The organism is Pseudomonas sp. NPDC087612 (genome assembly GCF_044743505.1).
Lineage (GTDB): Bacteria > Pseudomonadota > Gammaproteobacteria > Pseudomonadales > Pseudomonadaceae > Aquipseudomonas.
This window is the reverse complement of sequence record NZ_JBIUWO010000006.1, coordinates 102,505-118,102: the sequence shown is the minus strand read 5'-3', so window position 1 is coordinate 118,102 and position 15,598 is coordinate 102,505. Positions and strand designations below refer to the sequence as shown.

The following is a 15,598-nucleotide window of genomic DNA, read 5'->3' as shown; positions in this document are numbered from 1 at the left end:
CCATCACTGCGGCCGCAGGATCAACACCCCCAGCGGCGGCAGGTTGAGCCGCAACGACAGCGGCTGGCCATGGCTGGGCTGGGCCTGGCTGGCCACCTCGCCAAGGTTGCCGTAGTTGGAGCCGGCATAGCCCTCGGCGTCGCTGTTGAACACCTCGGCCCAGCGCTCGCCAAACGGCACGCCGATGCGATAGCCCTCGCGCGGCACCGGGGTGAAGTTGGCCACCACCAGCAACGGCTCGCCGTTCACGCTCCAGCGCAGCCAGGCATACACACTGTTGTGCGCGTCATCGCCGATCAACCATTGAAAGCCTTGCGGCACGCAGTCCTGTTCGTGCAACGCACGCTCGTCGCGGTACAAACGGTTGAGGTCGCTGACCAGCCGTTGCACACCCAGATGCTCGGGGTACTTGAGCAGGTACCAGTCCAGTTCGCTGTCGTGGTTCCACTCGCGCCACTGGCCGAACTCACAGCCCATGAACAACAGTTTTTTGCCCGGATGGGTCCACATGAAGGTCAGGTAGGCGCGCAGGTTGGCGAATTTCTGCCAGCGGTCGCCGGGCATCTTGTCGATCAGCGAATGCTTGCCGTGCACCACCTCGTCGTGGGAGATCGGCAGGATGAAATGCTCGGAGTAGGCATAGATCAGGCCGAAGCTCATTTCGTTGTGGTGATAGGTGCGGTGGATCGGGTCGTTCTGGATGTAATGCAGGGTGTCGTGCATCCAGCCCATGTTCCACTTGTAGGCAAAGCCCAGGCCGCCCTGCTGGGTCGGCTGGCTGACGCCTGGCCAGGCCGTGGACTCTTCGGCAATCACCAGTGCGCCGGGGGCCTCCAGGGCCACCACGTCGTTGAGGTGACGCAAAAAGTCGATGGCTTCGAGGTTCTCGCGCCCGCCATGGCGGTTGGGCACCCACTCGCCGGCCTTGCGCGAATAGTCGCGGTAGAGCATCGAGGCCACGGCATCGACGCGCAGGCCGTCGATATGAAAATGCTTGAGCCAGTGCAGCGCCGAGGCCAGCATGAAGCCGTGCACTTCGGTGCGCCCAAGGTTGTAGATCAGCGTGTCCCAGTCCTGGTGGAAGCCCTCCAGCGGGTTGTCGTACTCGTACAGCGCGGTGCCGTCGAAGCGCGCCAGGCCGTGGGTGTCGGTGGGGAAATGCGCCGGCACCCAGTCGAGGATCACGCCGATCTGCGCCTGGTGGCAGGCGTCGATGAAGGCGGCAAAGTCTTCGGCACTGCCGTAGCGCGCGGTCGGCGCGAACATCGACAGTGGCTGGTAACCCCAGGAGCCGCCAAACGGATGCTCCATGATCGGCATCAGCTCGATATGGGTAAAGCCCAGCTGCTGGATATAGGGCACCAGGCGCTCGGCCAGCTCGCGCCAGTTGTAAAAGCGCGCCACTTCGCCATTGTCGTCCAGCTCACATTGCCAGGAGCCGGCGTGCAATTCGTAGATCGACAGCGGCGCGCTGCTGGCCTGGCGTTCACCGCGCAGCTGCATCCAGTCCTGGTCTTGCCACTCATGGGCCAGGGGGCCGGCGACCCTTGAGGCGGTGCTCGGCGGTAATTCGGTGGCGCGGGCCAGCGGGTCGGCCTTGAGCGGCAGGATGCCGTCGCGCCCGAGCACTTCGTATTTGTACGCTTCGCCGGCCCGCAGGCGCGGCACAAACAGTTCCCAGACCCCGGACGGATGGCGCAGGCGCATGGGGTGACGGCGGCCGTCCCAGTTGTTGAAATCACCCACCACCGAGACCCGCCGGGCGTTCGGTGCCCACACCGAAAAGCGCACGCCATCGACGCCTTCGACATTCAGCGGTTGCGCGCCCATCGCCGCCGCAAGATCACGGTGATTGCCCTCGGCAAACAGGTACAGGTCCATGTCGCCGAGCAACGGCCCGAAGCTGTAAGGGTCTTCGGTGATCTGCTCGCCGCCGGCCCAGTTGATCTGCAACAGGTACGGCTGCGATACGCGCAGATGTGTGATGAACAACCCCGGTACCGGGCCTTGCTCCAGCTCTGCCAGCACGCGACTGTCGTCACGGGCCAGCACCCGTACGTTCAGAGCGTTGGGCAGGTAGGCGCGGACAAACTGGCCACCGGCACCATCCGGGTGCGGACCGAGCACCGCGAACGGGTCGGTATGTTCGGCTCTTACCAGGGCATCGATATCGCGCTGCCCCAGTCCTCCTTCCTCGCGCTTGCGTTGCGTCATTTACTGCTCTCCCCAGGTACTGATCAGACCATGCAGGCCATGCAAAGGCACGGCCAGCCAATGCGGACGGTTCTCGGCTTCGTAGAGGATTTCGTAGGCGACTTTCTCGAGGCTGAACAACGCCAGCGCCGCCTGCTCGCCCTCAGCCTGCTGCCAGGCATGGGGCATGGCCGCGGTGGCCAGCCCATAGGCCTCGACAAAAGCATGCCGGGCCTGGTGCAGGTAACGGCGGGCGACGCGCTGACGCGCCTGACGGGCAGCCTCGCAAAGGTCGACAGCAGAAGCACTGCGCAGCACCATCGCTGCAGCATAGTCGAAGGAACGCAGTACGCCGCTGACATCCTTGTACGGGCTGTGCCTGGCCCGCCGCTCATCCAGCGGTCGCGCCGGTTCGCCTTCGAAATCGATCAGGTAGGCATCGCCCTGCACCACCAGCACCTGGCCCAGGTGCAAGTCGCCATGTACACGCATTAACAGCCCGCCGACCGCCTGTTTGCTCAGTTCGGCTATGTGTTTGAGCAGGCTCTTGCGTTGCTGTTGCAGGTCGTCGACCAGGGCCTGGCTGGCGCTGTCGAGGCTGGCGCGATGTGCTTGCAGCAGGTCCAGGGCGCGGCTCAGCTGGGCGCTGATGTGCTTGTTCCAGGCCTGACTGTCGCGGCTGCTGCTGGCCCGCGGCTGGAACGCCGGATCGGCGCTGGGCGCCGCCAGCAGCAGGTGCATCTCGCCCAGGCGCTGGCCGAGCAAGGCGGCAAAATCGGCAAGGTCCTGCAGGGCATCGGTGTGCACGTCCTGATCGTTGCTCGAAGGCTCCATCTCGTCGCGGATGGCCCGTTCGAGGTTGTTCTGGGTCCAGTCCCAGGCGTCGCCCTGATTGCTCAGGTAGCCCTGGGCGATCATCAGCAGGTGCGGTTGCGCCTTAGCGTCGACGCGGCTGACCCAGGCCAGCAGCGGCGAGATATTGGCAAAGCCTGCGGCCGTCAGGTAGGCGCTCATTTCTAGCTCGGGGTGCACCCCGGGGTTGACCCGGCGGATCAGCTTGAGCACCAGGCTGCCACCGACCACCACCGAACTGTTGGACTGCTCGGCGCTCAGGTAGCGCACTTGCGCGTCGTCGCCCAGGTTCAATGCCGCCAGTTGTTCTGTGGCGGTAAAACGCAGCTCGCCCTCGCTGCACGGCAAGCGCAAGCCGTCCTTGCAGCCGGCCAATACCGCGCGCACGAAGCTCTCAAGCACGAAGCCATCGGTGATCAGCCCCACCTGGCGGCCGCGGCGCACCCGCGCCAGGGCCAGTTGCTGCGGCGCCGGGCTGTTGATGTTTTCTTCGCCGATCAGGCCGAACGGCAGTTGATAGCGGCTGCTCTGGCCGCCGCCCTGCACGTCGATCTCGCTGAGCAGCACCGGGCTGGTGGCATCGCCAAAACGCACGCCGTAGGCGATCTGCACCTGTTCGATGCGGCTTTCCTTGCCGGCAAACCAGCGGCGCTTGGGCAGGTACTGGGGCAGGATGCTGTCTTGCAAAGTGGCCCGCGACGGCGCTTCAAGCAGCTCTTCCATGCGCTTTTTCAGCACCAGGGTGGTGAACTCCGGCAGGCTCTGGGCCGGCTCCATGTGCCAGCTGGGCATCTGGTCCTTGTCAGCGAGCAGGAACCAGTAAAAGCCGTAAGGCGGCAAGGTTAGCAGAAACGGCAACTGGCCGATCGGCGGGAAGGCACTGCCGCCGAGCATCTCCACCGGCACCTTGTCGGCGTACTGCTGCAGCTCAAGCTCAGCCGCCTGTGCGGCGCGCGAGACGTTGGCCACGCAGAGGATGATCTCGGTCTTGCCGTCGCTGCCGGTGTACTCGCGGATGTAGGCGAGAATCCGCCGGTTGCTCGGCGTGAGCATCTTCAGTGCGCCGCGGCCGAAGGCTTTTTGCTGCTTGCGCACCGCCAGCAGGCGGCGGTTCCAGTTCAATAGCGAATGCGGGTCGTGGGCCTGGGCCTCGACGTTGACCGACTGGAAACCGTACAGCGGGTCCATGATCGGCGGCAGCACCAGGCGCGCCGGGTCGGCGCGCGAAAACCCGCCGTTGCGGTCGATCGACCACTGCATCGGCGTGCGCACGCCATCGCGGTCGCCCAGGTAGATGTTGTCGCCCATGCCGATTTCGTCGCCGTAGTACAGGGTCGGCGTGCCGGGCATCGACAGCAGCAGGCTGCACAAAAGCTCGACCCGGCGCCGGTCGCGCTGCAGCAGCGGCGCCAGGCGCCGGCGAATGCCGAGGTTGATCCGCGCCCGGCGATCCTCGGCGTAGTAGTTCCACAAGTAGTCGCGCTCGCGGTCGGTGACCATCTCCAGGGTCAGCTCATCGTGGTTGCGCAAGAAGATCGCCCATTGGCAGTTGGCCGGGATCTCCGGGGTCTGACGCAGGATGTCGGTGATCGGAAAGCGGTCTTCCTGGGCCACGGCCATGTACATGCGCGGCATCAGCGGGAAGTGAAAAGCCATGTGGCATTCATCGCCCTGCCCTTCGCCAAAGTACAACTGGGTGTCTTCCGGCCACTGGTTGGCCTCGGCCAGGAGCATGCGGTCGGGGTAGTTGGCATCGATCTCGGCGCGGATCTTTTTCAGCACCTGGTGGGTTTCGGGCAGGTTCTCGTTGTTGGTGCCGTCGCGCTCGATCAGGTAAGGGATGGCGTCCAGGCGCAGGCCGTCGACGCCCAGGTCGAGCCAGTAGCGCATGACCCCGAGCACCGCCTTGAGCACCTGCGGGTTGTCGAAATTGAGGTCCGGCTGGTGCGAGTAGAAGCGGTGCCAGAAGTATTGGCCGGCCACCGGGTCCCAAGTCCAGTTGGATTTCTCGGTGTCGAGGAAGATGATCCGCGTGCCGTCGTACTTCTGGTCGCTGTCGGACCACACGTAAAAGTCCCGGGCCTTGCTCCCCGGCTTGGCGCGCCGGGCCTTCTGGAACCACGGGTGCTGGTCGGAGGTGTGGTTGATGACCAGCTCGGTGATTATCCGCAGGCCGCGCTTGTGCGCCTCGGCAATGAAGCGCTTGACGTCGGCCAGGGTGCCGTAGTCGGGGTGCACCGCCTTGTACTCGGCGATGTCGTAGCCATCGTCGCGCCGTGGCGAAGGGTAGAACGGCAGCAGCCACAGGGTATTGACCCCAAGCTCGGCGATGTAGTCGAGCTTGGCGATCAGGCCGGGGAAGTCACCGATGCCGTCGTTGTTGGAATCAAAGAAGGATTTGACGTGTACCTGGTAGATGATCGCGTCCTTGTACCACAACGGATCATCGATAAAGGCGGCTGGGCGGGCGCGCTTGGCCATGCTCGACTCCTTTCTAGTGGGCTTTTTCGATACGCCAGATAGCGAACGGCAGGTGCCAGGGCTCGATGCGCATCCATTGGGTCTTGCCATGCCAGGTCCAGCGATGGCCGCTCATCAGGTCTTCGCCGAAGGTGTCGGCATGGTCGTCCAGCCCCAGCTCCCACAGCGGCAGTTCGAAGTGCGCCTCCTGGGCGTTGTGCGGGTCGAGGCTGACGGCGATGAGGATGAAGTTGTCGCGCTCGGCAGTGCGTTTGCCGAAGTACAGGATGTTGTCGTTCCAGGCGTTATAGAAGGCCACGCCCAGGTGGGTGTGCAAGGCCGGATTCTGCCGGCGGATGCGGTTGAGCTGGGCGATTTCGGCGATGATGTTGCCTGGCTGGCTGAAGTCGCGCGGGCGGATCTGGTACTTCTCCGAATCCAGGTATTCCTCCTTGCCTGGCACTGGCGTCGCCTCGCACAGCTCGAACCCTGAGTACATGCCCCACAGGCCTGAGCCCATGGCCGCCAGCGCGGCGCGAATAAGGAAGCCGGCACGCCCCGATTCATGCAGAAAGTACGGGTTGATGTCCGGGGTATTGACGAAGAAGTTCGGCCGGTAGCAATAGCACCACGGCGGCTGGTTGAGCTCCTCGAAGTAGCTTTGCAGCTCGGCCTTGGTGTTGCGCCAGGTGAAGTAGCTGTAGCTCTGGGAGTAACCGACCTTGCCCAGGCGCGCCATCATCGCAGGCTTGGTGAAGGCCTCGGCGAGGAAGATAACGTCCGGGTACTGGCTGCGCACATTGGCGATCAGCCAATGCCAGAACGGCAAGGGCTTGGTGTGCGGGTTGTCGACGCGAAAGGTCTTGACCCCCTCCTTGACCCAGCCCACCACCACATCGCGCAGCGCCAGCCACAGGGCCGGTACCGAATCGGCGGCATAGAAGTCGACGTTGACGATGTCCTGGTACTTTTTCGGTGGGTTCTCGGCGTAGCGGATGCTGCCGTCCGGGCGCCAGGAGAACCAGCCCGGGTGCTCCTTGAGCCAGGGGTGGTCCTGGGAACACTGGATGGCAAAATCCAGGGCGATTTCCAGGCCATGCCCGGCGGCGGCGGCCACCAGCCGGCGAAAATCCTCGCGGCTGCCCAGTTGTGGGTGAATCGCCTCGTGCCCGCCCTCGGCGCCGCCAATCGCATAAGGGCTGCCGGGGTCACCGGGCTCGGCCTGCAAGGCATTGTTGCGGCCCTTGCGGTGGCGCATACCGATCGGGTGGATGGGCGGGAAGTACAGCACGTCAAAGCCCATGTCGCGGATCATCGGCAAGCGTTGGTGCACGTCATTGAAGGTACCGTGTCGTTCGGGGTCGTCGGTGACCGAGCGCGGAAACAGCTCGTACCAACTGGCGAACCGGGCCTGGATGCGTTCGACATCCAGCGGGTATTCAGGGCTGCGGCTGAGGTAGGTACGGTGCTCGGCCTCGGCCATCAGAACGGCGGTGTCCGGGTGCAGCAGCAAGGCCACCTGCTCGTCGACGGGCAAACCGGGCAGGTGCTGGTACAGGGCCTGCAGCTGGTCACGCAGGGGGCCGTTGCTGCGACCGATATTGTGCTCGATCTGCAGCAACCCTTCCTGCAGCTCCAGGGGCACCGCGACGCCTGCGTTGAATTTCTTCTCCAGGTCGTGGCAATAGGTGGCGAACGGGTCGATCCAGGCCTCGATGCTGAACAGATGGCGGCCCTGCTCGCTGACGGTGAACTCGGCCTGCCACAGGTCATTGCCGGCAAACTGCATCGGCACACAGTGCCAGCGCCGGCTGTGGGCCTGGCGCCAGTTGAGCATCACTGCCAGGGCGTCATGACCGTCGGCGTAAACCTTGCTGCTGACCTGCACCGGCTCAGCGACCACCGCCTTGACCGCAAACAGCCCGCCATCAAGCACCGGCACGGTGTTCTCGATCACGATCCGCGGTTCGAGCAAGGCCTGGGACAGGCTCAGGGCCTGGTCCGGGTGGTCGCTAGCCGCAGTCATACGGTCGGTTTCGAAGGGCTCATCGCGGGTCATCGAACGTTGCTCCGTTATGAAGTGGCGGTAAAGGTTCAGAGCGGGGGCGCGGCCCGGGGTTCAAAAAAAATGAGCGATTGGCCGGGCCCGGGGTCGAAACCCTGAGCATGCCATCCACAACCCCGTTGCGAGGTCAGGCCATGAACATTCCCATCCCGGCTGAAACGCCCGATCCGAATATCGACGACCCGACACTGCCACCGCCGGTGCCAGAGCAGGACCCTGATGAGGTGCCGGTGCAACCGACGGTGCCGCCCACCGTGGGCGACCCGCCGAGTAACGAGCCGCCGGTGAAAGCGTAGACATCGCGGGGCAAGCCCGCTCCTACAATATCTAGGAGCGGGCTTGCCCCGCGAAAAATCAGCGTTTGATCAGCTCTTCAATGCTGATCTCGCGCATCTTGAACTTCTGCACCTTGCCGGTCACCGTCATCGGAAACTCATCGACAAAGCGGAAGTAGCGCGGGGCCTTGAAGTGGGCAATGCGGCTCTTGCACCACTGTTGCAGTTCGATCTCGCTGGCGCTGTGGCCGGGGTGAAACTTGATCCAGGCGACGATCTCTTCGCCATAACGCTCATCGGGTATGCCGATCACCTGCACATCCGCCACCGCCGGGTGAGTAAAGAAGAACTCTTCCAGCTCGCGCGGATAGATGTTCTCACCGCCGCGAATGATCATGTCCTTGTTGCGCCCGGCGATGCACACATAGCCGGCCTCGTTCATGCTCGCGAGGTCGCCGGTGTGCATCCAGCCGGCCGGATCGATGGCTTCGCTGGTGGCCGCCGGGTTGCCCCAGTAACCGAGCATCACGCTGTAACCGCGGGTGCACAGCTCGCCGATCTGCCCGCGCGGCACAATGCAGCCCTGCTCATCGATGATCTTGCTTTCCAGCTGCGGCTGGGTCCGCCCTACCGTGGTCACGCGAAGTTCAAGGTCGTCGTCGGCGCCGGTCTGCAACGACACCGGGCTGGTTTCGGTCATGCCGTAGGCGATCTGCACCTCGCCCATGTGCATCTCGCCGATCACCCGGCGCATCACCTCGATCGGGCAGGTGGCGCCGGCCATGATCCCGGTGCGCAGGGTCGACAGGTCCATCTCGCTACGCTGTGGGTGATCGAGCATGGCGATGAACATGGTCGGCACGCCATACAGGGCGGTGGCCTGCTCTTGTGCGACACAGCTTAACGTCAGCAGCGGGTCAAAGGCGTCGTTGGGGTAGATCATGGTGCTGCCATGGGTAACACAGCCGAGGTTGCCCATGACCATGCCGAAGCAGTGGTACAGCGGCACCGGGATCACCATGCGGTCGTGCTCGCTCAGGCCCAGGCTCTCGCCGACCATGTAGCCGTTGTTGAGGATGTTGTAGTGGCTGAGGGTCGCGCCCTTGGGGAAGCCGGTGGTGCCGGAGGTGTACTGGATGTTCACTGGTTGGTCGAACTGCAGGCTGTGCTGACGGGCCTGGAAATCGGCCGGGTCGGTTTCGCTGGCCAGCCAGGCCAGGCGCTCCCAGGGCAGAAAGCCTGCTGGCGGCTGGGCATCAAGGCTGATCAACCCGCGCAGCTCCGGCAGGCGTTCGCTGCGTAGCTGCCCTGGCGCTTGCTGGGCGAGGTTGGGCAGCAGCTCGCCAAGCATTGCGTGGTAATCGGAAGTTTTGAAGGCACCGGCGCTGATCAGCCACTGGCAGCCCGACTGCTTGAGCACGTATTCAAGCTCGCTGGTGCGATACGCCGGGTTGATGTTGACCAGGATCACGCCGATCTTGGCGCTGGCGAACTGGGCAATGCACCACTGCGCGCAATTGGGTGCCCAGATGCCTAAGCGATCGCCGGTTTTCAGCCCCAGCGCCATCAGCGCGCGGGCATGCAGGTCGACGCTGGCGGCCAGTGTCTGCCAGGTGTAGCGCTGCTGCTGATGTCGCACCACCAGCGCCTCGCGCTGGGCAAAGCGGGCGACCGTCTGGTCGAATGCCTGGCCGATGGTCATGGCCAGCAACGGCTTGTCCTGACGGCCCTGGGTATAGCTCGGTTGATTCATGGCGGTCCCTTTTTGTGGTTGTTCTGGGAGCTGATTCAAGCGCGACTTACTCTGGCGCATATTTACGTTAACGTAAAGGTCATGGCGAGATTGACAGCTAACGATGGCAGGTTTACGTTAACGTAAAGGTTACAAGCCCATCGCTGGCAAGCCAGCTCCCACAGTGTTCGGTGCACTCGCTACTTGTGGGAGCTGGCTTGCCAGCGATGAGGGCAGACACCACACCCTGAGCCAAGAACAAATAGAAGGTGCCCGCATGCGTTATCCGACCCTGAACTTCGCCCTGGGCGAAACCATCGACATGCTTCGCGACCAGGTGCAGTCCTTCGTCGCCGCAGAGCTGGCGCCGCGCGCCGCGCAGATCGACCAGGACAACCTGTTCCCCGCCGACATGTGGCGCAAGTTCGGTGACATGGGCCTGCTGGGGATCACCGTCAGTGAAGAATACGGCGGCGCCGGCCTCGGCTACCTGGCCCACGTGGTGGCCATGGAAGAAATCAGCCGCGGCTCGGCCTCGGTCGCCCTCTCCTACGGCGCCCATTCCAACCTCTGCGTCAACCAGATCAACCGCAACGGCAACGCCGAGCAGAAAGCCAAGTACCTGCCCAAGCTGATCAGTGGCGAGCACATCGGCGCCCTGGCCATGAGCGAGCCGAATGCCGGTTCCGACGTGGTATCGATGAAACTGCGCGCCGAACAGCGCGGCGACCACTTCGTCCTCAACGGCAGCAAGACCTGGATCACCAACGGCCCGGACGCCAACACCTACGTGATCTACGCCAAGACCGACCTCGACAAAGGCGCCCACGGCATCACCGCCTTTATTGTCGAACGCGACTGGAAAGGCTTCAGCCGCAGCAACAAGTTCGACAAGCTGGGCATGCGCGGCTCGAACACCTGCGAGCTGTTCTTCGACAACGTCGAAGTACCCAAAGAGAACATCCTCGGCGTGCTCAACGGCGGCGTCAAAGTACTGATGAGCGGCCTGGACTACGAGCGCGTGGTGCTCTCCGGCGGCCCGACCGGGATCATGCAGGCCTGCATGGACCTGGTGGTGCCCTACATCCACGACCGCAAGCAGTTCGGCCAGAGCATCGGCGAGTTCCAGCTGATCCAGGGCAAAATCGCCGACATGTACACCCAGCTCAACGCCAGCCGCGCCTATCTGTACGCCGTGGCCCAGGCCTGCGACCGCGCCGAAACCACGCGCAAGGACGCCGCCGGGGTCATCCTCTACACCGCCGAGCGCGCCACCCAGATGGCCCTTGAGGCGATCCAGATTCTGGGAGGCAACGGCTACATCAACGAATTCCCGGCCGGCCGCCTGCTGCGCGATGCCAAGCTCTACGAGATCGGCGCCGGCACCAGTGAGATCCGCCGGATGCTGATCGGCCGCGAACTCTTCCAAGAGACGCGCTGAAGCGCTTAGCAGCAAGCTACAAGCGGCAAGTCGATGCAGCCCGCACAGTGCTGACGGCTCGCGACTGCCGCCATAACACAGATCAGTCTTGCAGCTTGAAGCTTGTCGCTTGATTCTGCGTGAGGAACCACAATGATCATCAAGTCTCACATCAATCCGAAGTCAGCAGAGTTCGCGCAGAGCTACGCCGCCATGGCGAACCAGGTCGACGCCTTGCGCAGCCTGATCGCCCAGGTGCACCAGGGCGGTGGGCCCAAGGCCCAGGAGCGGCACACCTCGCGGGGCAAACTGCTGCCACGCGAACGTATCGACCGCCTGCTCGACGCAGGTTCGCCGTTCCTTGAAATCGGCCAGCTGGCCGCCCATGAGGTGTACGGCGAAGACGTCCCGGCCGCAGGCGTGATCGCCGGCATTGGCCGGGTTGAAGGCGTCGAATGCATGATCGTCGCCAACGACGCCACGGTCAAAGGCGGCTCCTACTACCCGCTAACGGTGAAAAAACACCTGCGCGCCCAGGCCATCGCCCTGCAGAACCGCCTGCCGTGCCTGTACCTGGTGGACTCCGGTGGCGCCAACCTGCCGCGCCAGGATGAAGTGTTCCCCGACCGCGAGCACTTCGGGCGGATCTTCTTCAACCAGGCCAACATGAGCGCCCTCGGCATTCCCCAGATCGCCGTGGTCATGGGCTCGTGCACCGCCGGCGGCGCCTATGTGCCGGCCATGGCCGACGAAGCGATCATGGTCCGCCAGCAGGCGACGATCTTTCTTGCCGGCCCCCCGCTGGTCAAGGCTGCCACCGGCGAAGTGGTCAGCGCCGAAGACCTCGGCGGCGCCGACGTACACTGCAAAACCAGCGGCGTCGCCGACCACTATGCCGACAACGACGAACACGCCCTGGCCATCGCCCGGCGCTGCGTGGCCAACCTCAACTGGCACAAGCTCGGCGAGTTGCAGCAGCGCGCGCCGGTGGCGCCGCTGTACAGCAGTGAAGAGCTGTACGGCGTGGTGCCGGCCGATGCCAAGCAGCCGTTCGATGTGCGCGAGGTAATTGCGCGGCTGGTCGACGGCTCGGTATTCGATGAGTTCAAGGCGTTGTTCGGCACCACTCTGGTGTGCGGCTTTGCCCACCTGCACGGGTATCCGGTAGCGATCCTGGCCAACAACGGCATCCTCTTCGCAGAAGCTGCGCAAAAAGGCGCGCACTTCATCGAGCTGGCCTGCCAGCGCGGCATCCCGCTGCTGTTCTTGCAGAACATTACCGGCTTCATGGTCGGCCAGAAGTACGAGGCCGGTGGCATCGCCAAGCATGGCGCCAAGCTGGTCACCGCGGTGGCCTGCGCCCAGGTGCCGAAGTTCACCGTGATCATCGGCGGCAGCTTTGGCGCCGGCAACTACGGCATGTGCGGCCGCGCCTACGACCCGCGCTTCTTGTGGATGTGGCCAAACGCACGGATCGGCGTGATGGGCGCCGAACAGGCCGCCGGCGTGCTCGCCCAGGTCAAGCGCGAGCAGAGCGAGCGCAGCGGCCAGGCCTTCAGCGCCGAAGACGAAGCGCGTCTGAAGCAGCCGATCCTCGACCAGTACGAGCACCAGGGCCACCCTTACTACTCCAGCGCCCGGCTGTGGGACGACGGCGTCATCGACCCGGCGCAAACCCGCGAGATCCTTGGCCTGGCGTTGTCCGCGGCCCTCAACGCACCGATCGAACAGAGCCGTTTCGGCATTTTCCGGATGTGACCATGAGCGACTTCACTACCCTTGAACTGATCAAGGACCCCCGTGGTTTCGCCACCCTGTGGCTGAGCCGGGAAGACAAGAACAACGCCTTCAACGCGCAGATGATCCGCGAGCTGATCATCGCCATCGACCATATCGGCGCCGACAGCAGCCTGCGTTTCGTGCTGCTGCGCGGCCGTGGCCGGCACTTCAGCGCCGGTGCCGACCTGGCCTGGATGCAGCAGTCGGCGCAACTGGATTACAACACCAACCTTGACGACGCCCGCGAGCTGGCCGAGCTGATGTACAACCTGGCGCGGCTCAAGGTGCCGACCCTGGCGGTGGTGCAAGGCGCAGCCTTTGGTGGCGCCCTGGGCCTGATCAGCTGCTGCGACATGGCCATTGGCGCCAGTGACGCGCAGTTGTGCCTGTCGGAAGTGCGCATCGGCTTGGCGCCAGCTGTGATCAGCCCGTTCGTGGTCCAGGCCATGGGCGAGCGCGCCGCGCGCCGCTACGCCCTCACCGCCGAACGCTTCAGCGGTGAGCGCGCCCGTGAGCTGGGCCTGCTGGCCGAAGCCTACCCGGCCGCCGAGCTGGAACAGCAGGTCGACAACTGGATCGACAACCTGCTGCTCAACAGCCCGCAGGCCATGCGTGCCAGCAAGGAGCTGCTGCGTGAAGTCGGCCCCGGCGAGCTGACCCCGGCCATCCGCCGCTACTGCGAAAACGCCATCGCCCGCATTCGCGTCAGCCCTGAAGGCCAGGAAGGCCTGCGCGCCTTCCTGGAAAAACGCAGCCCGGCCTGGCAGGGCCAACCGTCGCACAAGGAGCCGCGCCCATGAGCCGCACCCCGTTGACCACCCTGCTGGTCGCCAACCGCGGCGAGATCGCCTGCCGGGTGATGCGCACCGCCAAGGCCCTGGGCCTGACCACTGTGGCCGTGCACAGCGCCATCGACCGTGAAGCGCGGCACAGCCGCGAAGCTGACATTCGCGTCGACCTCGGCGGCGCCAAGGCCGCTGACAGCTACCTGGACATCGACAAGCTGCTGGCCGCGGCCAAAGCCAGCGGCGCCCAGGCGATCCACCCCGGCTACGGCTTTTTGTCCGAAAACGCAGGCTTTGCCCGTGCCATCGAGCAGGCCGGGCTGATTTTCCTCGGCCCACCGGCCAGCGCCATTGATGCCATGGGCAGCAAGTCGGCGGCCAAGGCCCTGATGGAACAGGCCGGCGTGCCGCTGGTGCCGGGTTATCACGGCGAAGCCCAGGACCTGGAAACCTTCCGCGCCGCCGCCGAAAAGATCGGCTACCCGGTGCTGCTCAAGGCTACCGCTGGCGGCGGCGGCAAAGGCATGAAGGTGGTCGAGCACGAAAGCCAGCTCGGCGAAGCCCTGGCCTCGGCCCAGCGTGAAGCGCAGTCGTCGTTCGGCGATGCGCGCATGCTGGTGGAAAAATACGTGCTCAAGCCGCGCCACGTAGAGATCCAGGTGTTCGCCGACCAGCACGGCAACTGCCTGTACCTCAACGAGCGCGACTGCTCGATCCAGCGCCGGCACCAGAAGGTCGTCGAAGAAGCCCCTGCCCCGGGCCTGAGCAGCGCCCAGCGCCAGGCCATGGGCGAAGCGGCGGTCAAGGCGGCCCAGGCCATCGGCTATGTCGGTGCCGGTACCGTGGAGTTTCTGCTCGATGCCCGCGGCGAGTTCTTCTTCATGGAGATGAACACCCGCCTGCAGGTCGAACACCCGGTCACCGAAGCGATCACCGGCCTGGACCTGGTCGCCTGGCAGATCCGCGTCGCCTGTGGCGAGCCATTGCCAATCACCCAGGCGCAGGTGCCGCTCAACGGCCATGCCATCGAAGTGCGCCTGTATGCCGAAGACCCGGCCAATGACTTTCTCCCGGCCACCGGCCACCTGGCGCTGTACCGCGAGTCGGCGCCGGGCGAAGGCCGACGGGTGGACAGCGGCGTCAGCGAAGGCGACGAGGTCTCGCCGTTCTATGACCCGATGCTCGGCAAGCTGATCGCCTGGGGCGAAACCCGCGAGCAGGCGCGCTTGCGCTTGCTGGCGATGCTCGACGAGTTTGCCATCGGCGGGCTGAAAACCAATATCGCCTTTCTGCGGCGCATCCTCGCCCACCCGGCATTTGCCGAGGCCGAGCTGGATACCGGGTTCATCCCGCGTTATCAGGAACAATTGCTACCGGCACCGCAAGCCTTGCCGGCGGCGTTCTGGCAGGCGGCGGCCGAAGCCTTCATCCAGAGCCAGCCGCTGCGACCGCGTGACGATGACCGTCACTCGCCGTGGGCCGCCAACAACGGCTTTCGTGCCGGCGTGCCGGCGCAGGTCAGCCTGCACCTGACCTGCAACGGTGAAGCTCGGGTCATCAACCTGACTCAGACGGATGCATCGAAGCTGACCCTGGACGGCGAGCAGCTACTGATCGACGAAGACGGCCTGCGCCGCCGGCACCTGGCAATCCGCCGTGGCCAGACCCTGTACCTGCAATGGGACGGCGAGCTGCACAGCGTCAACCGCTACGACCCGATTGCCGAGGCCGATGCCAGCCACAGCCATCAGGGCGGCCTTGGCGCGCCAATGAATGGCAGTATCGTACGGGTGCTGGTGGAGGTTGGCCAGGCGGTGGAAGCCGGTGCGCAGCTGGTGGTGCTGGAAGCCATGAAGATGGAACACAGCATCCGCGCGCCCCATGCCGGGACAGTCAAGGCGCTGTTCTGCCAGGAAGGCGAGATGGTCAGTGAAGGGGCTGTGCTGGTGGAGCTGGACGAGGCTTGAGTCCAAGGGGCTGCTAGCGCAGCCTATCGCCGGCAAGGCCGGCTCCCACAGTAAGGGTCGATACAGGCCC

General features: G+C 64.6%; 9 protein-coding genes. 5 read left to right on the top strand and 4 right to left on the bottom strand.

Translation table 11 applies throughout. From position 1 onward, the window contains the following. Positions 1–3: 3 nt before the first annotated feature. From glgB to ACIOVF_RS14115, 3 genes are read right to left on the bottom strand one after another with little or no spacing between them, the layout of a single operon-like run. The gene (glgB, locus tag ACIOVF_RS14125; RefSeq protein WP_401290164.1) at positions 4–2,214 is read right to left on the bottom strand and encodes a 1,4-alpha-glucan branching protein GlgB; all 2,211 of its coding nucleotides are present in this window, start codon (positions 2,212–2,214) and stop codon (positions 4–6) included. After that, positions 2,215–5,526 carry a maltose alpha-D-glucosyltransferase gene (gene treS, locus ACIOVF_RS14120; RefSeq protein WP_401290162.1) on the bottom strand — a complete coding sequence of 1,104 codons (3,312 nt, stop codon included), beginning with the start codon at positions 5,524–5,526 and terminating at the stop codon, positions 2,215–2,217. 13 nt (positions 5,527–5,539) lie between these two features. Beyond that, on the bottom strand, positions 5,540–7,564 hold the full coding sequence (locus tag ACIOVF_RS14115; RefSeq protein ID WP_401290159.1) for an alpha-1,4-glucan--maltose-1-phosphate maltosyltransferase: 2,025 nt from the start codon (positions 7,562–7,564) through the stop codon (positions 5,540–5,542). 107 nt (positions 7,565–7,671) lie between these two features. On the opposite strand from ACIOVF_RS14115, the gene ACIOVF_RS14110 reads away from it, so the two are divergent. Further along, a complete protein-coding gene (locus ACIOVF_RS14110) occupies positions 7,672–7,866 on the top strand; it encodes a hypothetical protein (protein WP_195886044.1) in 195 nt (64 codons plus the stop codon). Between the two features lie 58 nt (positions 7,867–7,924). On the opposite strand, the gene ACIOVF_RS14105 is transcribed toward ACIOVF_RS14110, so the two are convergent. Continuing rightward, on the bottom strand, positions 7,925–9,598 hold the full coding sequence (locus ACIOVF_RS14105) for an AMP-binding protein (protein WP_401290156.1): 1,674 nt from the start codon (positions 9,596–9,598) through the stop codon (positions 7,925–7,927). A 256-nt stretch (positions 9,599–9,854) separates the two neighbouring features. Between ACIOVF_RS14105 and ACIOVF_RS14100 the strand changes: the two genes are divergently transcribed. The 4 genes from ACIOVF_RS14100 to ACIOVF_RS14085 all read left to right on the top strand — a co-directional run bounded on the left by ACIOVF_RS14100 (position 9,855) and on the right by ACIOVF_RS14085 (position 15,528). Beyond that, positions 9,855–11,018: an isovaleryl-CoA dehydrogenase gene (locus ACIOVF_RS14100; RefSeq protein ID WP_045198521.1), complete on the top strand. Its 1,164-nt coding sequence runs from the start codon at positions 9,855–9,857 to the stop codon at positions 11,016–11,018. A gap of 132 nt (positions 11,019–11,150) precedes the next feature. Next, positions 11,151–12,755, top strand: coding sequence for a carboxyl transferase domain-containing protein (locus ACIOVF_RS14095; RefSeq protein WP_045198519.1), 1,605 nt, complete (start codon positions 11,151–11,153; stop codon positions 12,753–12,755). Between the two features lie 2 nt (positions 12,756–12,757). Next, positions 12,758–13,576, top strand: coding sequence for a gamma-carboxygeranoyl-CoA hydratase (locus tag ACIOVF_RS14090; RefSeq protein WP_045198517.1), 819 nt, complete (start codon positions 12,758–12,760; stop codon positions 13,574–13,576). Beyond that, the gene (locus ACIOVF_RS14085) at positions 13,573–15,528 is read left to right on the top strand and encodes an acetyl/propionyl/methylcrotonyl-CoA carboxylase subunit alpha (RefSeq protein WP_401290152.1); all 1,956 of its coding nucleotides are present in this window, start codon (positions 13,573–13,575) and stop codon (positions 15,526–15,528) included. Before ACIOVF_RS14090 ends, ACIOVF_RS14085 begins: the two co-directional genes overlap by 4 nt. Positions 15,529–15,598 lie beyond the last annotated feature (70 nt).